At 74.3% G+C, this 23,537-nt stretch carries 12 protein-coding genes and 1 pseudogene; 8 read left to right on the top strand and 5 right to left on the bottom strand.

Annotation, left to right across the window (positions count from 1 at the left end; translation table 11 throughout):
* Positions 1-101: 101 nt before the first annotated feature.
* Complete coding sequence (locus AC0QU1_RS21625) at positions 102-1,064, top strand: co-chaperone YbbN (RefSeq protein ID WP_483572352.1); 963 nt, start codon at positions 102-104, stop codon at positions 1,062-1,064.
* A gap of 204 nt (positions 1,065-1,268) precedes the next feature.
* On the opposite strand, the gene glgB is transcribed toward AC0QU1_RS21625, so the two are convergent.
* From glgB to AC0QU1_RS21605, 4 genes are all read right to left on the bottom strand, one after another.
* The gene (gene glgB / locus AC0QU1_RS21620) at positions 1,269-3,800 is read right to left on the bottom strand and encodes a 1,4-alpha-glucan branching protein GlgB (RefSeq protein ID WP_483572351.1); all 2,532 of its coding nucleotides are present in this window, start codon (positions 3,798-3,800) and stop codon (positions 1,269-1,271) included.
* 99 nt (positions 3,801-3,899) lie between these two features.
* The gene (locus AC0QU1_RS21615) at positions 3,900-5,441 is read right to left on the bottom strand and encodes a maltokinase N-terminal cap-like domain-containing protein (RefSeq protein ID WP_483572350.1); all 1,542 of its coding nucleotides are present in this window, start codon (positions 5,439-5,441) and stop codon (positions 3,900-3,902) included.
* Positions 5,438-7,378, bottom strand: coding sequence for a maltose alpha-D-glucosyltransferase (gene treS / locus AC0QU1_RS21610; RefSeq protein ID WP_483572348.1), 1,941 nt, complete (start codon positions 7,376-7,378; stop codon positions 5,438-5,440). The genes AC0QU1_RS21615 and treS overlap by 4 nt, the downstream gene beginning before the upstream one ends.
* Positions 7,375-9,471, bottom strand: coding sequence for an alpha-1,4-glucan--maltose-1-phosphate maltosyltransferase (locus AC0QU1_RS21605; RefSeq protein WP_483572346.1), 2,097 nt, complete (start codon positions 9,469-9,471; stop codon positions 7,375-7,377). The genes treS and AC0QU1_RS21605 overlap by 4 nt, the downstream gene beginning before the upstream one ends.
* Before the next feature lie 226 nt (positions 9,472-9,697).
* On the opposite strand from AC0QU1_RS21605, the gene glgP reads away from it, so the two are divergent.
* Positions 9,698-12,283: an alpha-glucan family phosphorylase gene (gene glgP / locus AC0QU1_RS21600; protein ID WP_483572345.1), complete on the top strand. Its 2,586-nt coding sequence runs from the start codon at positions 9,698-9,700 to the stop codon at positions 12,281-12,283.
* A 168-nt stretch (positions 12,284-12,451) separates the two neighbouring features.
* On the opposite strand, the gene AC0QU1_RS21595 is transcribed toward glgP, so the two are convergent.
* Entirely contained in the window at positions 12,452-12,751 is a 300-nt protein-coding gene (locus tag AC0QU1_RS21595; RefSeq protein ID WP_483572344.1) for a DUF6725 family protein, read from the bottom strand.
* A 135-nt stretch (positions 12,752-12,886) separates the two neighbouring features.
* Between AC0QU1_RS21595 and fdxA the strand changes: the two genes are divergently transcribed.
* From fdxA to AC0QU1_RS21565, 6 genes and pseudogenes are all read left to right on the top strand, one after another.
* Entirely contained in the window at positions 12,887-13,204 is a 318-nt protein-coding gene (fdxA, locus tag AC0QU1_RS21590) for a ferredoxin (RefSeq protein WP_020017584.1), read from the top strand.
* Between the two features lie 16 nt (positions 13,205-13,220).
* Entirely contained in the window at positions 13,221-14,399 is a 1,179-nt protein-coding gene (gene dapC / locus AC0QU1_RS21585) for a succinyldiaminopimelate transaminase (RefSeq protein WP_483572342.1), read from the top strand.
* 115 nt (positions 14,400-14,514) lie between these two features.
* Complete coding sequence (locus tag AC0QU1_RS21580) at positions 14,515-15,822, top strand: citrate synthase (protein WP_483572340.1); 1,308 nt, start codon at positions 14,515-14,517, stop codon at positions 15,820-15,822.
* A 124-nt stretch (positions 15,823-15,946) separates the two neighbouring features.
* A pseudogene (locus tag AC0QU1_RS21575) lies at positions 15,947-17,163 on the top strand (IS30 family transposase).
* Between the two features lie 149 nt (positions 17,164-17,312).
* Entirely contained in the window at positions 17,313-20,588 is a 3,276-nt protein-coding gene (locus tag AC0QU1_RS21570; RefSeq protein ID WP_483572338.1) for an FtsX-like permease family protein, read from the top strand.
* Entirely contained in the window at positions 20,588-23,518 is a 2,931-nt protein-coding gene (locus tag AC0QU1_RS21565) for an FtsX-like permease family protein (protein ID WP_483572337.1), read from the top strand. Before AC0QU1_RS21570 ends, AC0QU1_RS21565 begins: the two co-directional genes overlap by 1 nt.
* The last annotated feature ends 19 nt before the right edge of the window (positions 23,519-23,537 follow it).

Below are 23,537 nucleotides of genomic sequence, written 5' to 3'. Positions count from 1 at the left end.
GGCGGCCGGCGTGCTGCACGCGACGGGGCGCGCTCGGACAACGTTATCGCCGAGAGCGGAGTCGACGGGTGGCCATCGCGTAGTTCATTAGGATTGCCCCCATGAGCAGTGCCTCCCCTCAGCCCGGAGCCTCCCGGAACGCCCAGCCCGAGTTCGCGGTGCGTGGCGCCGTCGACCTGTCCGCCCTCAACCGCCCCCAGGCGCCGCCGCCCGGTGAGCCCGGCGGTGCGCCCGTGGCCGGTGGCTTCGTGGTGGACGTCAGCGAGGCGAACTTCGAGCAGCTCGTCCGCGACTCGGCCACCTACCCGGTGGTGATGCTGCTCTGGATCCCGACCGACCAGGCGAACGCCGACCTCGGCGCCACGCTGGGCCGGCTGGCGCAGGAGTACGGCGGCCGGTTCCTGCTGGGACGCGTCGACGCGCAGGCCTCCCCGCAGATCGCCGCGGCGTTCCAGGTGCAGGGCGTGCCCACCGTCGTCGCCGTGCTGCAGGGTCAGCCGCTGCCGCTGTTCCAGGGCGCCGCCGACGAGCAGCAGATCCGCGCCGTGCTGGGCCAGGTGCTGGCCGCCGCCGAGCAGAACGGCGTGACGGGCCGGGCACCCGGCTCGGCGCCCGCGACCGGTGAGCCGGAGCCCGAGCCGGAGAAGCCGCTGCCCCCGCTGCACCAGGAGGCGTACGACGCGATCGAGCGCGACGACCTGGAGGGCGCTGCCGCCGCCTACGAGAAGGCGCTGCGGCAGGACCCGCGGGACTCCGACGCGACGGCGGGTCTCGCGCAGGTGCACCTCATGCAGCGCACCCGCGACGCCGACCTGGCCGCCGTCCGGCAGGCCGCGGCGGACGCGCCGTCCGACGTCGACGCGGCGCTCGCCGTCGCGGACCTGGACATGCTGGGCGGCAAGGTGGACGACGCCTTCGCGCGGCTGCTCGACCTGCTGCCGGGGGCGGACGTCGACGGCAAGGAGAAGATCCGCGTGCGGCTGCTGGAACTCTTCGAGGTCGCCGGTGCCACGGACCCCCGGGTGAGCAAGGCCCGCAAGCGCCTGGCGATCAGCCTCTACTGACGAGCAACGGGCACAACTGAATCAGGCCCGGGGGAGCTTGATCAGGCCCGGGGGAACTTGCCTCGCGGGGGTGTGTTGCTGACGGTAGACGTTGTCTACACACGGCAACACACCCCCGCGAGGCAAGTTCCCCCCATCGGGTGCTTGTCGGTTCCAGCGTGCTCACCGGAATCGGCAACCGCGCCCGAGCTGGCAAGCCGAGCGTCAGGCGCGCGCTGGCTGACCGGTCGAGCGCTCCGGCACCAGCACCAGCGCGCCCAGCGGTGGCACGCGCACCTCGGCGGACCAGCGGCGGCCGTGGTGCGGCACGGGCGCGGCCTGCACGCGGCCCAGGTTGCCCACGCCCGAGCCGCCGTAGACGGTCGCGTCGGTGTTGAGCACCTCCAGCCACACCGGGTCCGGTTTTGTCTGTCCGCCCGCCTCGCCGACGCCCGCCTCGCCGACGCCCGCCTCGCCGACGCCCGCCCCGCCGCCGACGTCGACCAGCGGGGCCGACGCCGCCTCCGAGGGCCGGACCGCCGTCTCGACCGGCTCGGCGGGCGGCAGGGTCTCGGCCGGCTCGCCGGACCCGGACTCCGCTGACAAGGCCGGCGGAGATCCGGCCTCCGCCGGCCGAGCCGGCGCCGGCGTGCCCGGGGACGGCCCGACCTGAGTTTCGGTGGGCTCGGTCGGCGGCGGGACCTCCGCCGCGGGAGCCGGGGCCGGGGCAGGCACGTCCGGGAGCGGGAGCCGGTATCCCTCGTGCGGCACACCCGCGAAGTTCACGACGACCACCACCGGGTCCCCCGCGCGCGACCGGCGGACGTAGGCGAGCACGTTGTGGTCGGCGTCGTCCGCGTCCAGCCACTCGAACCCGGCCGGCTCGAAGTCGAGCTCCCACAGGGCCGGCGTCGCGCGGTAGAGCGCGTTCAGGTCCCGGACCAGGTGCTGCACGCCGGCGTGCCCGGCGTCGCCGAGCAGGTCCCAGCGCAGGCCGTCGGACTCGGACCACTCGGTCTCCTGCGCGAACTCGCACCCCATGAACAGGAGCTGCTTGCCCGGGTGCGTCCACTGGTAGGCCAGGAACGACCGCACGCCCGCGAGCTGCTGCCACCGGTCGCCGGGCATCTTGCGCAGCAGCGACCCCTTGCCGTGCACCACCTCGTCGTGGCTGATCGGCAGCACGAACTGCTCCGTGAAGGCGTAGATCAGCGAGAACGTGAGCTCGCCGTGGTGGTAGCGCCGGTGGTACGGGTCCTCGGCCAGGTACCGGAGGGTGTCGTTCATCCAGCCCATGTTCCACTTCAGGCCGAAGCCCAGCCCTCCGCTGGAGGTGGGGCCGGTGACCTGGGGGAACGCGGTCGACTCCTCGGCGATCATCATGACGCCCGGCGAACGCCGGTAGGCCGTCGCGTTCGCCTCCTGGAGGAAGGAGATGGCCTCCAGGTTCTCCCGCCCGCCGTGCAGGTTGGGCGTCCACTCGCCCTCCTTGCGGGAGTAGTCGAGGTAGAGCATGGAGGCGACGGCGTCCACGCGCAGCGCGTCGGCGTGGAACTCCTCGAACCAGTAGGTCGCGTTGGCCACCAGGAAGTTGCGCACCTCGCGCCGGCCGAAGTCGAAGATCAGCGTGCCCCAGTCCTGCTGCTCGCCGCGCCGGGGGTCCGGGTGCTCGTACAGCGGTGTGCCGTCGAAGCGCGCCAGGGCGAACTCGTCGCGCGGGAAGTGCGCGGGCACCCAGTCCAGGATGACGCCGACGCCGGCCTGGTGCAGCCGGTCCACCAGGTACCGGAAGTCGTCGGGCGTGCCGAACCGCGCCGTCGGCGCGTAGTAGCTGGTGACCTGGTAGCCCCACGACCCGCCGTACGGGTGCTCGGCCACGGGCAGCAGCTCCACGTGCGTGAAACCCTGCTCGGTGACGTACGCCGTGAGCTGTTCGGCGAGCTCGCGGTAGCCGAGGCCGGGCCGCCACGAGCCCAGGTGCACCTCGTAGACGCTCAGCGGCGCGGAGTGCGGGTCGGTCGACGCCCGGGCGGCGAGCCACGCGTCGTCCCGCCACTCGTGCGTCGAGGCCGTCACCACGCTCGCGGTGGCGGGCGGCGGCTCCGTCGCCTTGGCGAGGGGGTCCGCCTTGGCACGCCAGACGCCGTCCGCCCCCAGGATCTCGAACTTGTACCGCAGGCCCGGGCCGACGTCGGGGACGAACAGCTCCCAGACGCCCGTGGCGCCGAGCGACCGCATGGGGTGGGTGCCGCCCCAGCCGTTGTGGTCGCCCACGAGCCGCACGCCGCGCGCGTTCGGCGCCCAGACGGCGAACGCGACGCCCGCGATGTCGCCCGCCGCGCTCAGGTAGCTGCGCAGGTTGGCGCCGAGCACCTGCCAGAGCTGCTCGTGCCGGCCCTCGCCGATCAGGTGCAGGTCCACCTCGCCCAGCGTGGGCAGGAACCGGTACGGGTCGTCGGACGACCAGGTGTCGGTGCCCGAGCGGGTCCGGATGCGGTAGTCGGGGGCATGCCGCGACCCGTCCGGGTCCTCGGCCGCCGGCACCACGGCGGCGAACACCCCCGCACCCTGGTGCGTCGCGGCGACGTCGCCGTCCGGCGTCACGATCACCACCTCGTCGGCGAGCGGGCGCAGGGCGCGCACCACCGCCCACGGCCCGTCGAGCAGGTGCGGGCCGAGCACGGTGTGCGGGTCGTGGTGGGTTCCGGACGCGATGGCGGTCAGGACCTCGAGGTCGACGTCGGGCAGGTCAGCCATGGGTTCACCTTTCCACGTCCGGCACGTCGCGTGCGACACATGGACGGTGTCGCACGTGCACGGCGTCGGAACGTGCACGGTGTCGCACGACGCCGCAGGTCACGAGCTGAGCACACGCTCCACCGCCGTGAGCGGGATGTGCATCCACGCGGGGCGGTGCCGGAACTCGTAGACCACCTCGTACAGCGCCTTGTCCACGGTGAGGGCGCGCAGCAGCAGCTCGGCGGTGGCGACGTCGAGATCGCCGCCCAAGGTCGCCGCGCCCGCGACCGCGTGCGCCGTCCCGTCGCGGGCCTCGCCGCTGGCCTGCCGGTACCCCTCCAGAAAGCTCACCTGGGCGTGCGCGGCCCAGTGCGGGTCCGTCGCCTGTCCGACGGCGGCCGCGTAGTCGAGCGAGCGGAGCATCCCCGCGACGTCGCGCAGCGGAAGGTCGGGCGCGGTGCGCTCGGACACGGGGCGCTGGGGCTCGCCCTCGAAGTCGAGCACCTTCCAGCCGCCCGGCGAGTGCAGGGCCTGGCCGAGATGCAGGTCGCCGTGGATGGGCTGCAGCGGTACGGCGCCCCCGCCCTGCTCGACGACCGCGGACAGGCGCGCGCTCAGGGCCTCGTACAGTGCCGTGACGCCCGCGCGCTGCGGCGCGAGGTCGGGGACGTCGGCGAACGCCTCCGCCGCGCGGCGGCGCAGCACGCCCATGAAGCCGGCCGGCTCCAGCCCGGGGCCTGGCCCCATGGCCCGGAGCAGGACGGCGTGCAGGTGCGCGACGACGGCGCCGAGCTCGGCGGCCTGCTCCCCGAAGTCCTCGTCGCGTGCCGCGTAGGCGCAGGCCAGCTCGAACCCGTCGGTCGCGTCGGCGACCAGCTCGGAGAGCACGGCCAGGTGCGCGAGCGGCCCGGCCGCGCCCGGCGCGGCCTCCTCGCCGGGCCGCGGCGTGTCACGCGGCGCGGGCAGCTCGACCGCGCCGAGGAACCGGGGCACGCCGTCCCAGCCGGCGTGGGTCAGGGCTGCGGGGATCACGACCTCGGGGTGCGGCCCGAGCGGCACCGTCCGCAGGATCTTGAGCATCCCGCCGCCGCCGGAGCCGACGCCGGAGCCGACGCCGCCGCTGGAGCCAGCGCCAGAGCTGAAGCCAGCGCCGGAGCCGTGGGGCAGTGCCGGGAGCACCACCGACGTGTTCGACTGCTCCCCGGCGATCCGTCGCGCGCCCGCCAGCTCGTCGCAGTCGTCCGTGCCGCACACGCCGGGCAGGGCGGTGTCGAGGTAGGCCCGCCAGGCCAGCGGGTGGGAGCCGCCGTCGTGCACGGTGACGGTGCCCGACGCCGTGGTGACCGTGCCGATCAGGCCCGCCTCGTGGGTCCCGTCGGTGTCGGCGGTCGGCTCGGCCGTCGGGGTCAGGACCAGCGGGACCTGGATCACCAGCGAGTCCGGACCGGCCGCCAGGCCAGGCCCGGCGAGCCGCAGGAGCGCGACGACGACGTCGGCCACGCCGGGGAACGTGACCGTGAGCCACGGCTCGTGCGTCACGCCCTCGGCCGGCACCGGGTACCAGCGCTGCGCGGGCAGCCACGAGTCCAGCAGCCGCAGCACCTCGGGCGGGAGGTGCGTGGCTCCTGGGGAGACCTGGACCGGTCGCGCCGGGCTCACACCTCTCGCGCCTGCCCGGTCGCCTGCCCGGTTGGTTCGGCCGGCGCGGCAGTCCCAGGCGGCCCGGCGGTCCCGGCCGCCCGGGACAGGTCGGCCACCTCGACGACGTCGTCGTCCCCCGCCGGCACGGGCGGGGCCAGCACCAGCCAGTAGAAGTCGCGCGCGCCCCAGGTCATCGTGAGGATGCCGTCGTCGCCGACGCTCGGGAACCCGGCCCCGCCGAACACGTCGGTGAGCGTCCAGCCGGCGTAGCCGGGGAGCTTGATCGTGGACGACCGCGCCGTGGCCGACAGGTTCGCTGCGATCAGCAGGGTCTCCTCGGCCGAGGACCGCGTGAACGCGATGACCGACTCGTCGTTGCAGTCCAGCGCCGTGAAGTCGCCCGTCCCGAAGGTGGGGTGCAGCTTGCGGAACGCCAGCATGTTGTGCGTCCAGTGCAGCAGCGACGTGGGCTGCGCGAGCTGGGCCTCCACGTTGGTGTGCTGGTAGTGGTGCACCAGCGACTGGACGAGCGGCAGGTACAGCTTGCCGGGGTCCGCCGTGGAGAAGCCCGCGTTGCGGTCCGGCGTCCACTGCATGGGGGTGCGCACCGCGTCGCGGTCGGGCAGCCAGATGTTGTCGCCCATGCCGATCTCGTCGCCGTAGTACAGGCACGGCGTGCCCGGCAGTGAGAGCAGCAGCGCGTTGGCCAGCTCGATCTCCTTGCGGGAGTTGTCCAGCAGCGGCGCGAGCCGCCTCCGGATCCCCACGTTGGCCCGCATGCGCGGGTCGGGGGCGTACCAGCCGTACATGCTGGCGCGCTCCTCGGTGGACACCATCTCCAGCGTGAGCTCGTCGTGGTTGCGCAGGAACGTGCTCCACTGCCCCGCCGCCGGGATGGCGGGGGTGTCCGCGAGGATCTCCAGGAGCTGCCGCGCCCGCTGGTCGCGGATCGCGTAGAAGATGCGCGGCATCACGGGGAAGTGGAAGCACATGTGGCACTCGGGGTCGTCGTCGGTGCCGAAGTACTCGACGACGTCCGCGGGCCACTGGTTGGCCTCCGCCAGCAGGATGCGGCCGGGGAACTCCGTGTCCACCATGCGCCGCACGCGGCGCAGGAAGCGGTGCGTCTGGGGCAGGTTCTCGCTGTTGGTGCCCTCCGCCTCGTACAGGTACGGCACGGCGTCGAGCCGGAACCCGTCGACGCCGAGCTGCAGCCAGAACCGCGCCACGTCGAGCATCGCGTCCACGACGTGCGGGTTCTCGAAGTTGAGGTCGGGCTGGTGGCTGAAGAACCGGTGCCAGAAGTACTGCCTGCGCACCGGGTCGAACGTCCAGTTCGACGTCTCGGTGTCCACGAAGATGATCCGCGCGTCCTGGTACCGCGTGGCGTCGTCGCTCCACACGTAGAAGTCGCCGTACGGGCCGTCCGGGTCGGCGCGCGACGCCTGGAACCACGGGTGCGCGTCGCTGGTGTGGTTCATGACCAGGTCGATCACCACGCGGATGCCGCGCTCGTGCGCGGCGGCCACCAGGTCGCTGAAGTCGTTGATCGTCCCGAACTGGGGCGAGACCGCCGTGAAGTCGGCGACGTCGTACCCGCCGTCCCGCAGCGGGGACGGGAAGAACGGCGGCAGCCACAGGCAGTCGACGCCGAGCCACTCGAGGTAGTCGAGCCGCTCGACCAGGCCGCGCAGGTCGCCCGACCCGTTGTCCCCCGAGTCGGAGAACGACCGGATCATCACCTCGTAGAAGACCGCCTTCTTGTACCACTCGGGGTCGTGCGACAGGCCCTTGCGCCGCGCGTCCAGGCGCGGCTGCCGCCGCGGCGGCAGCGCCTGGACCGGCACGGGGACCGACGGCGGGTTCGGCATGACCGGGCGGGGCGGGGCGGCAGGGGGCTCGGGGTAGCCCTCCGACGGCCCGACGGCGGGGCCGCCCGGCCCGAACGTCGTCATGCCGGCCCCACCTGGAGGACGTGGGCCACCCGGACCTGCGGGTCGAGCCGGACCCACGGGTGCGCCCCCCAGCCGTAGGTCTCGCCGGACAGCAGGTCGTGTGCCACGAAGAACGGGGCGTTGTCGTCGCCCTCGGGAGCGCTGAGGCCGAGGGCGGAAAGATCCAGGTGCACTAGAGACTCCTGTGCGTTCCGCGGGTCCAGGTTCAGCACGACCACGATCACGTCGTCGTGCCGTGGGGAACGCCGGTCGTTACCCCCTGCTCTCATGGTGGGGGTCTGCGGCGTCGCTGTCGCGCGCGACGCGTGATCGGCCGATATCCGCCGAGAATACGCCACCACCTGGCTGTTCGTCGTGGGGTGGACGGTCAGGTTGCGAAGCTGCTGGAGCGCGGGGTGCGCGCGGCGGATCGCGTTCAGCTCGCCGAGCAGCAGGGCGATGCCGTACTCGTCGGCACGTTCCCAGTCCCGCGGCCGGTACTCGTACTTCTCGTTGTCGATCTGCTCCTCGACGCCCGGCCGGGGCGTGCTCTCCACCAGCTCGTAGCCGGAGTAGATGCCCCACGTCGGCGAGCCCGTCGCGGCCAGCACGGCGCGCACAGCGAACGCGGCGACGCCGCCGTCGGTCAGGTAGGGCGGCAGGATGTCGTGGGTGGTGGGCCAGAACGAGGGGCGCAGCACCGAGCCGGCCGGCCCGCTCACCTCGGCCAGGTACTCCTCGATCTCCTCCTTGGTGGTGCGCCAGGTGAAGTAGGTGTACGACTGGTGGAAGCCGATCCGGGCCAGCGTCTGCATCATCGCCGGCTTGGTGAACGCCTCCGACAGGAAGATCACCTCGGGATTGGTCGCGTGCACCTCGGCCAGGAGCCACTCCCAGAAGTTCAGCGGCTTGGTGTGCGGGTTGTCGACGCGGAACAGCGTGACGCCCCGGTCTATCCACAGGCGCAGGATGCGCAGGATCTCCGTGGACAGTCCCTCGGGGTCGTTGTCGAAGTTCAGGGGGTAGATGTCCTGGTACTTCTTGGGCGGGTTCTCGGCGTAGGCGATGGACCCGTCGGCGCGCGTGGTGAACCACTCCGGGTGCTGGGTGACCCACGGGTGGTCGGGCGAGCAGTTGAGCGCGATGTCGAGCGCCACCTCCAACCCTTCGGCCCGCGCCGCCGCGACGAAGTCCCGGAAGTCCCGCTCGGTGCCGAGGTCCGGGTGGATCGCCTCCAGCCCGCCGTCGGGCGAGCCGATCGCGTACGGCGAGCCGGGGTCGCCCGGCCCGGCCACCAGCGTGTTGTTGCGGCCCTTGCGGAACGTGGTGCCGATCGGGTGCACCGGGGTGAGGTAGACGACGTCGAACCCCATCGCGGCGATGCCCGGCAGCCGCTTCGCCGCCGTCGCGAACGTGCCCGACACCCACGTGCCGTCCTTCTTCTGGTACGCGCCCTCCGAGCGGGGGAACATCTCGTACCAGGACGCGGCCAGCGCCAGCCGCCGCGATACCCGCAGCGGGTAGGCCGCCGACGCCGAGACCAGCTCGCGCAGCGGGGCGCGGCGCAGGGCGTCGGCCACCTCCGGCGACGTCGCCGCGGCGAACCGGGCCTGCGCCGGGCGGGCCGTGTCCGCCAGGGCGCGCCGGGCCGCCGTCAGGGCCTTGGCGTCGCGGGCGGTGCGGCCGGGCGCCATGAGCGCGTCCTCGGGGACCGCCCGGCAGATCCGCTCGAAGAGGCGCACGCCCTCGGCGAGCATCAGCTCGGTGTCGATGCCCGCGGCGATCTTGATGCCGGCGTCGTGCACCCACGTGGCGTACGGGTCCGACCACGCCTCGACGCGGAAGGTCCAGTCGCCCTCGGCGTCGGGCTGCAGGAAGCCCCTGAAGTGGTCGAGGCCGGGGGCGACGTCGGTCATGGGCGCCCACGAGTGGTCGGAACCGTCCGGGGCGACGAGCACGGCCGTGGCGGAGACGGCGTCGTGCCCCTCGCGGAAGACCGTCGCCTCGACCGGGACCACCTCCCCGACGACGGCCTTCGCGGGCCAGCGTCCCCCCTCGACGACGGGGGACACCTCGAGGACGGGGATGCGGCCGATGGGCGTGTGCGCGGTCACCCGCCCACGTTATCGACTCAAGGGTGCAGCGCGGGCGAACGACGCGTGGCCGGAACGTGGATGCCTGCGCAGGGGCCCTGCGCGCGGGCCGCGCGAGTGCGGACGTACGGACCGCGCGAGTGCGGTCGTGCGCGCGAGCCGCGCGCGAGTGGGCCCCCGTGCGAGCACTGCGCGGCCCCGGGCGAGCGATGTGTGCTCGCCCGGACAAGTGCGTAGTGTTCTTCCGGTGAGAGCGATCCGCAGATTCACCGTCCGCACGGTCCTCCCCGAGCAGCTCGCAGCGCTCGACGAGCTGGCCCAGAACCTCCGCTGGTCCTGGCACGCACCCACGCGCGACCTGTTCGCGAGCATCGACCCCGAGCTCTGGTCCGACGTCCGGGGCGACCCCGTAGCCCTGCTGGCGGCCCTCGGCTCCGACCGCCTCGCGGCGCTCGCGGCCGACGAGGCCTTCACCGGCCGCGTGCGCGCTGCGTCGGAGGACCTGCACCACTACCTGCGCGACCCCCGCTGGTACCAGGGCCGGACGTCGGCGGGCGGCGGCGAGCTGCCGCGGGCCATCGCCTACTTCTCGCCCGAGTTCGGCATCACCTCGGTGCTGCCGCAGTACTCGGGCGGCCTCGGCATCCTGGCGGGCGACCACCTCAAGAGCGCGTCCGACATGGGCGTGCCGATCGTCGGCGTCGGCCTGCTGTACGGCGCCGGGTACTTCCGGCAGTCGCTCACGCGCGACGCCTGGCAGGTGGAGACCTACCCGCTGCTCGACCCGGACGGCCTGCCGCTCGCGGTGCTGCGCGAGGAGGACGGCACGCCCGCCGTCGTCTCGCTGGCCCTGCCCGGCGGGCGCACGCTGCACGCGCACGTGTGGGTCGCCGCCGTCGGCCGGGTGCCGCTGCTGCTGCTCGACTCGAACGTGCCGGAGAACGACGACGCGGCCCGTAAGGTGACCGACCGCCTCTACGGCGGCGGCGGGGAGCACCGGCTGCAGCAGGAGCTGCTGCTCGGCGTGGGCGGCGTGCGCGCGCTGCGCGCCTGGTCGCGCCTGACCGGCGCGCCAGAGCCGGAGGTCTACCACACCAACGAGGGCCACGCGGGCTTCCTTGGCGTGGAGCGGATCCGCGAGCTCGTCGGGTCGGGGCTGAGCATCGGCGAGGCGCACGAGGCGGTGCGCGCCGCCACCGTGTTCACCACCCACACGCCCGTGCCCGCCGGGATCGACCGGTTCCCGAAGGAGCTGGTCAGCGCCTACTTCGGCGGCGACAACGCGATGGACGGCGTGCCGCTGGAGACCGTGCTGGCGCTCGGCACGGAGGACTACGACGGCGGCGACCCCACCGTGTTCAACATGGCGGTGATGGGCCTGCGGCTCGGCGGCCGGGCGAACGGCGTCTCGCTGCTGCACGGCCAGGTCTCCCGGGAGATGTTCGAGGGCCTGTGGCCGGGGTTCGACTCGCGCGAGGTGCCGATCACGTCGGTCACCAACGGCGTGCACTCGCCCACCTGGGTCGCGCCGCGGCTGGCTGCCGTGGAGGCGGAGCGCATGGGGCTGGACCAGATCACGGCGCCCGAGGCGTCGTCGGGCTGGCTCGACCCGGGCAAGGTGTCCGACGGCGAGCTGTGGGCCCTGCGCGGTGAGCTGCGGGCCGAGCTCGTGGCGGAGGCCCGGCGCCGGGTCCGCAAGTCCTGGCGCGAGCGCGGGGCGTCCCCCGCCGAGCTCGGCTGGGTCGACGACGTCCTGTCGCCCGACGTCCTGACCATCGGCTTCGCGCGCCGCGTGCCGACCTACAAGCGGCTCACGCTCATGCTGCGCGACCCGCAGCGGCTCAAGGCGCTCCTGCTGCACCCCGAGCGGCCGGTCCAGCTCATCGTGGCGGGCAAGTCGCACCCGGCCGACGACTCCGGCAAGCGGCTCATCCAGCAGCTCGTCCGGTTCGCCGACGACCCGGAGGTGCGGCACCGCATCGTGTTCCTGCCGAACTACGACATCGGCATGGCGCAGGCGCTGTACCCGGGCTGCGACGTCTGGCTGAACAACCCGCTGCGCCCGCTGGAGGCCTCCGGCACCTCCGGCATGAAGAGCGCGCTCAACGGCGGCCTCAACCTCTCGATCGAGGACGGCTGGTGGGCCGAGTGGTACGACGGCGAGAACGGCTGGGGCATCCCGACGGCCGACGGCGTCGAGGACGCCGACCGCAGGGACGACCTGGAGGCCGCCGCGCTGTACGACCTGGTGGAGTCGCAGGTGGCCCCGGCGTTCTACGACCGTTCGGGTGAGGGTGTTCCGGGCCGCTGGCTGGAGATGGTGCGGCACACGCTCGCGACGCTGGGCCCGAAGGTGCAGGCCACGCGCATGGTCTCGGAGTACGTGCACGGGCTGTACGCTCCGGCCGCCGAGGCCGGCCGGGTGCTCGCGGCGGACGGGTTCGCCGCCGCGCGGGACCTGGCGGGCTGGAAGGCCCACGTGCGCGGCTCGTGGCCGCAGGTGCGCGTCGACCACGTGGAGTCCGCGGGGATCGGCGAGGCCGTGCAGGTGGGGGACCGGCTCACGGTGCGCGCCTACGTCTCGCTCGGGCCGCTGTCGCCCGACGACGTGGACGTGCAGGTGGTGCACGGCCGCGTCACCGAGGCGGACGTGATCGACGAGTTCACCGCCGAGTCGCTCGCGCTGGTGGAGTCCTACGAGGCGGGGCGGCACGCGTTCGGCGGTGAGGTGGGCCTGGACACCTCCGGGCCGTTCGGCTACACGGTCCGGATCGTGCCGAAGCACGCCCACCTGGCGAGCGTGGCGGAGCTGGGGCTCGTGGCCAACGCGTGAGCTGTGCGGGCCCTCGAAGCGGGCCCTCGACCGGGGCGCCCGCGACTTCGGTCACTTGCACGGCCTCGGGACCCGGCTTCGGTCACTTGCCTTGAGATCGGTCGTTTAATTGACCGATCTCAAGGCAAAGGACCGATGTCAGCCCGCCCGGTGAGCAACAGACCGAAGTCAGGTTGTTCCTGGGCGCCGCGGGGGGCGCGGGGGGATTGGTTTGGCGGTTTCTATCTCGGCTGCCGCCACGTCGATCTCCTGCGGGTCGCCCCTGCCCGGGGCGGGGTCGGTGCGCAGCCGCAGGCCGGCGTCCGAGACCTCGACCACGAACCCGATCAGGTCCGTCCAGCGGTGCGCCGTGCCGCCGTCCGACACGACCGGGCCGGCGGGCGCCAGCCGGCGGCGGACCACCACCCGGGTGCCGGGCCGCAGGCCGCGCCAGCCGCCGGCCGGGGCCGCTGGTGTAGCGAATGTCACGTCCGTACTCCTTCCGCTGCGTGAGACCGGTCGGGATCTGAGGGTGTTCCGGGAGATACTAGGTTCGCCGGCGGGGCTTTCGGCCGTCCGCCTGGTGCATCTTTCTCAGTCCGGAAGTGGAAGGACACCCTCGAAGTGACCTACGTGATCGCTCAGCCGTGCGTCGACGTCAAGGACCGGGCGTGCATCGAGGAGTGTCCCGTGGACTGCATCTACGAGGGCAGCCGCTCCCTGTACATCCACCCCGACGAGTGCGTGGACTGCGGCGCGTGCGAGCCGGTCTGCCCGGTGGAGGCCATCTACTACGAGGACGACGTCCCCGACGAGTGGAAGGACTACTACCGCGCGAACGTGGAGTTCTTCGACGACCTGGGCTCGCCCGGCGGCGCCGCGAAGATGGGTGTCATCGAGAAGGACGACCCGATGATCGCCGCCCTCCCGCCCCAGGCCTGACCGGCCCGGGACGCACATGGGCCTGCACGACCTGACCGACCTGCCCTACCCCTGGGACTCGATCGCCGGCATCACGGCGACGGCGAAGGCCCACCCGGGCGGCGTGGTCGACCTTTCCATGGGCACGCCCGTGGACCCGACGCCCGAGGTCGTGCGGCATGCGCTCGAGGCGGCGTCCAGCGCGCCGGGCTATCCGATGACGGCGGGCACGCCCGCGCTGCGGCAGGCCGTGGCGGACTGGTTCGCCCGACGGCGGGGCGTGCCCGGCCTCGACCCGGCCGCCGTGCTGCCGACCATCGGCTCCAAGGAGCTCGTCGGCCTGCTGCCCTCGCTGCTGCACCTGGGCCACGGCGACGTCGTGGTGCACCCGGCCGTCGCCTACCCGACGTACGTGGCGGGCATCCGCGCGGCCGGCGCCACGCCGCTGGCCACTGACGACGTCGCCGACTGGGCCGGCAGGGACGACGTGCGCATGGTGTGGGTCAACTCGCCGGGCAACCCGACGGGTCGGGTGCTCGGCGTCGAGGCGCTGCGCGCCGTGGTCGACGCCGCGCGCGCCGTCGGCGCCGTCGTCGTCTCGGACGAGTGTTATGCCGAGCTGGTGTGGGACTCTCCCGCGGGCTCCGGGGCTGGTCCGGAGGCGGGCGCTGCTCCGGCGGCGGGCCCGGACTCGGGGCCGGGCGCGGGTGGCGTGCCGTCGATCCTCGACCCCCGCGTGTGCGGCGGGTCGCACGAGGGTCTGCTCGCGGCGTACTCCCTGTCGAAGCAGTCCAGCATCGCGGGCTACCGCGCGGCGTTCCTCGCGGGCGACGGCGCCCTGGTCGCCGACCTCACGCAGACCCGCAAGCACCTGGGCCTCATCGTCCCGGCGCCGGTGCAGGCCGCCATGACGGCGGCGCTGGCCGACGACGAGCACGTCGCCGTCCAGCGCGCGACCTACGGGGCCCGGCGCCGGACGCTCGCCGCCGCGATCGAGGCGGCGGGGCTGGCCATCGACGAGTCGGGGGCCGGCCTGTACCTGTGGGTCGCGGCGCCGGACGGCCGGCCCGGGCTGCGGGTCGCCGAGTGGTTCGCCGAGCGGGGGATCCTGACCGCGCCAGGGCACCTGTACGGCGACGGTACGCACACCCGCGTGGCGCTGACCGCGACTGACGCGCAGATTGCCGACGCTGTGTCGCGCCTCACAGAGACTTGACCGACGGATTGGAAAAACGAGAGCGGGGCGCGATACTGTCGTGGCCCCAGGTCGACGCTGCCCGACAGCTTTCTTTCACTGCAGCGTCCCTCGTGCGCCATTCAGGAAGGAAGACATGACCTCCACACCGGTGGACGGCTCGAGCCGCGTCGAGCTCGCCGTCGACGGAACCACGCACACCCTGCCTGTCGTCGCCGCCAGCGAGGGGAACGACGGCATCGTCGTGTCGTCGCTGCTCAAGGACACCGGCCTGGTGACGGTCGATCCGGGTTTCATGAACACGGCGTCGTGCGAGTCGTCGATCACCTACATCGACGGCGACGCCGGCATCCTGCGCTACCGCGGGTACCCCATCGACCAGCTCGCGGCGGGCTCGAGCTTCCTCGAGGTGTCGTACCTGCTCATCTACGGTGAGCTGCCCAGCCCGGCGGAGCTCGACGCGTTCACTGAGCGGGTCAACAGGCACACGCTGGTGCACGAGGACTTCCGCACGTTCATGGGCACCTTCCCCCGGAACGCGCACCCGATGGCGGTGCTCGCCTCGGCCGTGAACGCGCTGTCCACGTTCTATCCGGAGTCGCTCGACCCGGCCGACGACGAGCAGGTCGACCTGGCCACCGTGCTGCTCCTGGCCAAGACCCGGACGATCACGTCGTACCTGCACCGGCGCCGGGTCGGCGAGCCGCTGCTGTACCCGGACTACTCGCGCGGCTACGTCGAGGACTTCCTGCGCATGACGTTCGCGACGCCGTACGAGGCCTACGAGGCCGACCCGGTGATCGTGGACGCCCTGGAGAAGCTGCTCGTGCTGCACGCGGACCACGAGCAGAACTGCTCGACGTCCACCGTGCGTGTGGTCGGCTCGTCCAACGCGACCCTGTACGCATCAGTGGCGGCGGGCGTGAACGCGCTGTCCGGCCCCGCGCACGGCGGTGCGAACGAGGCGGTGCTGACGATGCTGGAGAAGATCCGCTCGGGCGGCGAGACCGTCGACACCTTCATGGAGAAGGTCAAGAACAAGCAGGACGGCGTGCGCCTGATGGGCTTCGGCCACCGGGTCTACAAGTCCTACGACCCGCGCGCCGCGATCGTGAAGAAGTCGGCCGACGAGGTGCTCGACAAGCTCGGCGCCAAGGACGAGCTGCTCGACATCGCGCGCGGCCTGGAGGAGATCGCCCTCTCGGACGACTACTTCGTGGAGCGCAAGCTCTACCCGAACGTCGACTTCTACACGGGCCTCATCTACAAGGCCATGGGCTTCGAGCCCGCGATGTTCACCCCGCTGTTCGCGCTGGGCCGCATGCCCGGCTGGATCGCGCAGTGGCGCGAGATGATCAAGGACCCGCAGACCAAGATCGGGCGCCCGCGCCAGGTCTACACGGGCGCCACCGAGCGCCCGTACGTGCCGGCCGCGATGCGCTGACGCTGCTCCACGCTGGGACGCCCCCGGCTCCGCGCTGGGGTCCGCTTCGAGAATGTGGTTGGGCATGGAATCACCGGGTGGATTCATACGGTCAGTGCAACAACGCTGATCGGAGGGATTGTTGATGGTGTCGAGGGGTGTGCGGTGGCCGGTCGAGGTTCGGCGGCGGGTGGTGGAGTGGATCGCTGCGGGCGGGTCGCGGGAGAGCGCTGCGAATGCTGTGGGCGTGTCGTCTCTGACGGCGGCCCGGTGGTGGTCTCAGGCTGGCGGGATGCAGGTAGTACGAGGACCTCGTGGTTAGTACGAGGACCTCGTGGTGGTCTGCCGCGGCCGGCCCGTGCGGGACGTCCGCGCGGGCCGGGTCACCGGCTGATGCTGGAGGACCGTAACGAGATCCAGCGGGGTCTGGATACCGGCCTGTCCCAGGCGCAGATCGCGGAGCGGATCGGGCGGGCCCGGTCCACGGTCAGCCGGGAGCTGGCCCGTCACCGGGCCGTGTCGGGGGACTACAACGCGCTGGTCGCGGACAGCCGCGCGATGGGCCGGGCAGCGCGGCCCAAACGGTTCAAGCTCGCCGATCCGGGGCTGGGCGCCCGGGTGACGGAGTGGATGGACCAGGGCTGGTCCCCGGGGTTGATCGCGTCAATACTGCGCAGGGACAACCCCGAGGACCGGAGCCAGTGGGTGAGCCACGAGACGATCTACCAGTCGCTGTATGTCCAGGCCCGCGGGGCCCTGCGCGCGAACCTGCACCAGCAGCTGTCCACGAAGCGCTCGGCACGTAAGCCCCGTGACCGGGTGGAGCGGCGCGGGAAGTTCAACGACGTCCTGCGTATCTCCCAGCGGCCGCCCGAGGTCGCTGACCGGGCCGTGCCCGGGCACTGGGAGGGCGACCTGATCCTCGGCACCGGTGGCACGTCCGCGATCGGGACCCTGGTCGAGCGCACCACCCGGTACACGATCCTTTTGCACCTACCCGGTGACCACACCGCGACCACCGTCGCGACCGCGATGATCGCCGCGATGAGTGATCTGCCGGCGCATCTGCGTCGGTCGCTGACCTGGGACCGCGGCAGCGAGCTGGCCCGGTATGACGACATCCAGCTCGACCTGCGCATGCCTGTCTACTTCGCCGACCCGCACTCGCCCTGGCAGCGCGGCTCGAACGAGAACACCAACCGGCTGCTGCGGCACTGGTTCGCCAAGGGCACCGACCTGTCCGGCTGGAGCCCCGAGGAACTGAAGCGGGTCGCGGCCATGCTCAACGCACGACCACGACCCACTCTCGACCTCGACACCCCCGCACAGCGACTCAAGCAACTCTTCGAACAAGCCGCATGACGTTGCACTAACCGATTGACAACGCCACGTACGAGCCATGCCCAACCACATTCTGGAGGCGGACCTGTCCGGTGGGCGTGACCGGATCGTTGCCCTGGGCGCCACCGGTTTCGTCGTGAGTGTCACAGGGCCGGGCTAGTTTTGGCCGCGTGAGTCGAGCCACCCTCCTAGCCCGCCGGTCCACGGCGCACCGCGGGCTGCTCGCGCTCGTCTGGCTGCTCGTGGCGGCGCTGACCGGCGCCCTCGGCGTGACGGTCGGCTGGACGCAGGCCGCTGCGACGGCGAGCGCCCGCGACGGGCTGGCGGCGGCCGACCCGTCGGGCCGGGCGGCGCAGTTCGCCACCCGCCTCGCGGAAGGTGCGGAGGCCGCCGACCAGGACTCCCGCGTCCGGCGGGTGCTCGGGGACCTGCTCGACGGCGTGCCCCACCAGGTCATGTACGACGTCCGGACCGAGCCGCAGTACACCGGGGACGGCGACGGGCGGGACCTGGGCCGCTGGTCGGTGGCCCTGCTGCCGGCGCCCTCGCGCGAACAGGCGCTGGCCGGGGCGGGCGCGGACGGCGTCACGCTGGTCGACGGCGCCTGGCCCGCCGGCGCTGACGAGGCAGCGGTGCAGGCCGACGCCGCGCGGGCCGCCGGGCTGGCGGTGGGTGACACGCTCCACCTCGGCGTCGACCCCGATGATCCGACGGCCACCGGCACGCCCGTCACCGTGGCAGCGACCTGGCGCGTCACCGATCCGGACGCCGCGGTCTGGCTCGGCGACCCGACGGTCCTGACCGGCTCCGACGGTGCCTACCCCGGTCCGGTGGTGGTGAGCGAAGAGGTCATCGCGGGTCTGGACACCGACCCGTTCGCCCGGTGGACCGTGGTGCCCGACGGTGCGGCGCTCACGCCGGCGGCGCTGCCCGCGCTGGCGGCGCTCACCCCCGAGGTCGAGCGGATCCTGGGGGAAGACGCCGACGTCGCTCCTCGCGGGCTGACCGTCGCGGGCACGCTCGACGTGACGGCCGCCGACCTGGCCGCGGCCCTGCGCGCCGCGGACGCCGTCGCGCTGGTGCCGCTGTGCCTGCTGGCCCTCGTGGGCCTGGTCGCGCTGGTGCAGGTGGCACGCCTGCTGGCCGCGACGCGCGAGGGCGAGGTGGCGCTCCTGGTCTCCCGCGGCGCGGCGCCGGGCACGGTGACGGCGGCGGCCGCCGTCGAGGGCGCGCTGCTGGCGCTGACCGCCTCCGCGGCGGGCGGGGCCGCTGCCTGGGCCGCGCTGCAGATCGTCGCCCGGGCCGACGGCGGTGCGGCGGTCCCCGCCGCGACGCCCCTGGCCGTGGCGCTCGCGGTCGCCGTGGTGGCGACAGCGACCCTGGTGGTCGTCGCGGCGCTCCAGGCGCAGGCGGCGGTAAGGCGACAGGTGACGGACCGCTCGGGACGGGTGCGCCAGGTCGCGGCCCTCGGCACCGTGGTGCTGACGCTGGCCGCCGCCGCGCTGAGCGTGGCCCAGCTCCTGCGCTACGGCTCGCCGCTCCTGACCACGCCCGGCGGCCAGCGCACCGACCCGGCCGCTGCGGCCGCGCCCGCCCTCGCCCTGGCCGCGCTCGCCGTGGTGGCCATGGCGGTGCTCGGTCCGGCCACGCGCCTGTGGGCGGGCCTCGCCGGGCGGTCGCGCGGCGTCGTCGGGCCGCTCGCGGCGCGGCAGGTGGCCCGGCGGCTCGTCGTCTACGTGGTGCCGGTGGTCCTGCTGGTGCTCGCCGGCGGGTCGGCGACCCTGGCCGGCGGGTACACCGGCACGGCCGAGCGCCTGCGGGCCGACGTCGACGTGCTCGCCAACGGTGCGGACGTGCGGGTCACGGCCCCCGAGAGCGGGCGCCTCGACGCGGCGCCCTATCTGCCGGGCGGCCCGGGTCCGGGCGGCTCCGGCCCGGGCGATGCGGCCGTCGCGGCCGCGCCGGTGCTGTCCGGGACTGGCTACTCCGACGGCCTTCCGGTCACCCTGCTGGCCCTGCCCGCCGCGGCGGTGCCGCAGGTCGTGCGCGCGCCGGCTGAGGTGCTCGACGTCGAGCGGGTGGCCGGCGACCTGGCGAGCGACGCCTTCGCCGCGGCGCCCGCGCTGCCCGACGGCGCCCGCGACGTCGGCCTCACCCTGAGCGGACGGGTGACCCCGGTCGCCGGGACGCTGCCGGCCGCCGGCGGCGCTCCGCACGAGCTGGACGTGTCGCTCGTGCTCGCGGCGCCCGACGGGACGCTGGCCACGGTCGGCCTCGGGCGGCTCGCCGAGGGCGACGGGACTGGCGGCACGCTCGGCACGGAGGCGACCACGCACGAGCTGTCCGGCGAGGTGCCGCCGCTCCCGGCGGGGCAGGCCTGGCGGGTCGCGGCCCTGGACGTCGACCTCGGCCCCGGGTCGTCGCCCGCCGAGGCGACGCTGTCGGTGCGGGCCCTGACGGCGGACGGGGAGCCCGTCGAGCTGCCCGAATGGACGCTGTCGGAGACGCTCGACGGTCCGGAGGGCCTGGAGCTGAGCCCCGGCACGCCGTCGGGCGGGGCCGAGCTCACCCTGCCGCTCGGCGACGGCGCCGCGGGGGCCAGCAGGCTGCGCCTCCTGACCACGCCCGATCCGGCGCCGATCCCGATGCTGGCCTCGTCGTCGCTGGTCGGCGCGCTGGGCATCGCGACGAACGACCTCTTCGAGCTGACCCTCGGCGGCACGCGGCTGCCGGTGGTGGCTGTGGCGTCGTCGGGCACGGTGCCGGGGGCGCTCGAACCGTACGCCGCGCTGCTGGACCGCGGGGCGCTCGCCGCCGCGCTCGTCCGCGAGGTGGGCGACCCGGTGGTCACGAACGAGGTCTGGCTCGCGGCGGGCCCGCCGGGTGCCGCCGCGCCGGCCGGCGCCGTGACACGCCTCGCCCGGGAGGCGACGGCGGCGGCCGAGGCGACGGGGGACAGCAGCCAGGAGCGGCCGACCGTCGCGATCCCGGGCACCGGCTCGACGGACACCGCGGTGCCCGTCCGCGTCTCGTTCTGGCTCGCGGCGGCCGGTGCCACGGTGCTCGCGCTGGCCGGCGTGCTCGCCGTCGCGGTGGCGACCCTGCGCGAGCGGCGCGGCGAGGTGGTCGTGCTGCGCGCCGTGGGGCTCGGTCCCGCGGCGCAGGGCAGGGCACGCGCCGCCGAGCTGCTGGCGGTAGGCGTCGTCGCGCTCGCCGCGGGCGCCCTCGCCGGGTGGGGCGTCGCGCGGCTCGCCGTCGGCGGGCTCGCCGCAGCGACGCTCACCGGGATCGACGCCGCCCCGCCCGCCCCGTTCGTCCTCGCTGCCGGGGGAACCGGGCTGGTGCTGGCCGCCGCCGTCGCCGGGCTGGTGCTGGTCGCGATCGGGGTGGGTGGGCGCGTCGCCGCGCAGGCCCGCGACACCACCTACCGCGAGGAGGTCCGCTGATGGGGCTGTCCGGGCTGGGTCTGCTCGCGCGGCGGCAGCTTCGCACGTCGTGGGGCGCGACGGCGACGCTCGGCGTGGTCGCGTTCCTCGCCGCCGGGGTGCTGTCGACGGCGCCCCGCGCCGTCGCGACCATGCACGCCGACCAGGTCGCCTACGAGACGGCGGCCGCATCGGGCCTGGCCCGCGACGTGATCTCGGTGGTCGGCGCGATACCGGGGGAGCCGCCGGGCATGATGCTGGGGCCCGCGAACCTCGAAGGCGCCCCGCCCGAGCCGGACTGGGCGCCGTTCCTCGCCAACCTCGACGCGGTGCGCGCCGAGACCCCCGAGCCGCTGCGCTCGGCGATGGGCGCCCCCGACTTCCACGTGACCTCGACCGACGAAGCCTACACCGACCCGGTGCCGAGCTCCGACCTCAGCGAGGCGAAGGTCTTCCTCCGGTCCGCCCCCGACCTCGCCGAGCACGGCGAGCTCGTCGCAGGCCGCTGGCCCGCCGGGACACCCGGGCCCAGGTACGAGGTGGACGACGAGGGGTTTCTCGGCGCCCGCGCCGAGCAGGCGCCACCGTTCGAGGTGGCCGTCTCGCGCGCCGTCGCCGACGCCTACGGCTGGGAGCTCGGCGGGCGGTACGACGTGCTGTCCGGCACGGGCATCGTGACCCTGGCCGAGCGCTACCCGAGCCTGGTCGTGACCGGGATCTTCGAGACCGGCGACCCCGAGGCCGACTACTGGCTGCACCACAGCCTCGGGGCCAGGGCCTCCGTGATCGCCGACCCCAACCGCGGACTGCTCGGCACGGCCACCGTCTACGTCAGCCCGGCGATGATCACGCCGCTGACGCTCGGGCTCGCCGCGACCCGGGTCTGGTACCCCGTGAGCACGGACGGCGTGACGGCCGCCGACGTGCCCGTGCTGCTCTCGCAGCTCAACGGCCAGTCGGCCAAGACGTTCCCCGTCGCCGCCGGACCCGACGACCCCACGCCCATCCAGCTCCGCCCGACCAGCCGCCTCAGCGAGATCCTCGAACGGCTCCTCGCCCAGCGGACCGGCGTGGACGCGATAGTCGCCGTGCTCGCCGTCGGACCGCTCGGCGCCACGGTGGCCGTGCTCGCCCTCGGCGCACGGCTCGTCGTGGACAGACGGCGCTCGGCGCTCGCCCTGCTGCGCGCCCGCGGGGCGTCCGGCGCGCAGGTGCGCCTGCTCATGGGCGGCGAGGGCCTCGTCGTGGGGCTCGGCTCCGCCGCCGTCGGGTTCGCGGCGGGGCTCGCGGTCACGGCGGGCCTCGGCCTGGACGCGCCCGTCACCGTGACCCAGGTGGCGCTCGCCCTCGCGGCCGGCCTCGCCCCGGCGGCCGCCCTCGCGCTCGCCGCCTCGCCCGCCGGCCTGCGGACCACCCGGGCCGACCTGGCGCCGCGGTCCCGCAGCCGCGTGCGCTGGGTGCTGGAGGTGCTCGTGGTCGCGAGCGCGGTGCTCGCGACCTGGCTGCTGCTCTCCCGCGGAGTCGTGGCGGGTGCGGGGGCCGGCTCCGGCGTGGACCCGCTCGTGGCCGCTGCGCCCCTGCTGGTCTCTCTCGCGCTCACCCTGCTCGCCGTGCGCGCGTACCCGTGGCTCGCGCGCGCGGTCGAGCGGGCGCTCGCGCCCCGGCGCGACCTGGTCCCGTTCCTCGGCGCCGCGCGCGCCACGCGTGACCCGGCGGGTGGCCCCGTCCCGGCGGTGGCACTCGTGCTGACCGTCGCCGTCGCCGCGACCTCCGCCGTGCTGTACTCGACCGTCTCGGGCGGCGTGGTCCGCGAGGCGTGGCGCGCCACCGGCGCCGACCTGCGCGTCTCCGGCCCGGTCGTCGACGAGCCCGTGGCGCAGCGGATCGCCGCCCTCGACGGCGTCGAGGCGGTCACACCGGTCGGCGACGTCGGCGACGGCGTGCTCCGCAGCGGTACGTCGTCGCTGCGCACTGAGGTGTACACGGTGGATGCGGCGGCGCTCGCCGTGGTCCAGGAGGACGTGGCCGGCGTGCCAGAGACCTTGGGCGAGCTGGCCGGGCCGGACGGTGCGGGCGGCAGTCCGGCCGGATCGGGCGGCGTGGACGCGACGGGCGACGCAGGCGGCTCGGGTGACCCGGACGGGGCAGGCGAGCCGGGCGACGCGAGCGGCTCCGGCGACGTCGTACCGGTGATCCTCACCCGCGCGGCGGCCGGCCCCGGCGTCGGACCCGGGAGCACCGGCGCCACCCTGGCGACCCAGGAGGGCAGCGTGCCCGTCCGCGTCGTGGACGTCGTCGACGAGCTGCCCGGCCTGCCGGCCGGACGCGCGCTCGTCCTCGCCGACGCCGACCGGCTCACCGCGGCGACGGGCGACCGGAGCTTCGCCCGGCTCGCGCTGCTCGGCCTGGCCGACGATGCCGACCGCGCCGCGGTGACTGCCGAGATCTCGCGGCTGCTGCCGTCGTCGGTCGTGGAGGACCCGGACCAGGAGGCCGACGCCATGCTGGCCGCGCCCGTCTCCGGCGGGCTGGCCGCGGCGTTCGTCCTGGCCGTGCTGCTCGCGGGGCTGCTGTGCGCCGCCGCCGTGGTGATGACGCTGATGCTCGCGGCCCCCGCGCGCGCCCGGCTGCTCGCCGTGCTGCAGACCCTCGGCCTGTCGCCCCGCCAGGGCCGGGGCCTGGTGGGCTGGGAGATCGGGCCGTGGGCCGTGGTCGCGCTCGTGGTGGGCGCCGTGCTCGGGGCGGCGGTGCCGTCGCTGGTGCTGGCCGCTGTGGACGTCACGGCCCTGACCGGCGGGCCCACCCAGCCCGGCCCGCAGTACGACCCGGTGCTGCTGGGCGCGGCCGCGGCGGGGTTCGTCGTGGTGGTGCTGGCCGCCGTGGGCGTCGCCGCGGCACTGAGCCGGCGCGGCGAGGTCGCGGCGCAGCTCCGGATGGGGAGCGACGACTGATGACGACAGCGGGACCAGG

It is taken from the genome of Promicromonospora noduliphila (genome assembly GCF_056951025.1).
Note: the sequence above shows the minus strand (reverse complement) of the source record. Positions and strands in the feature narration are given on the sequence as shown.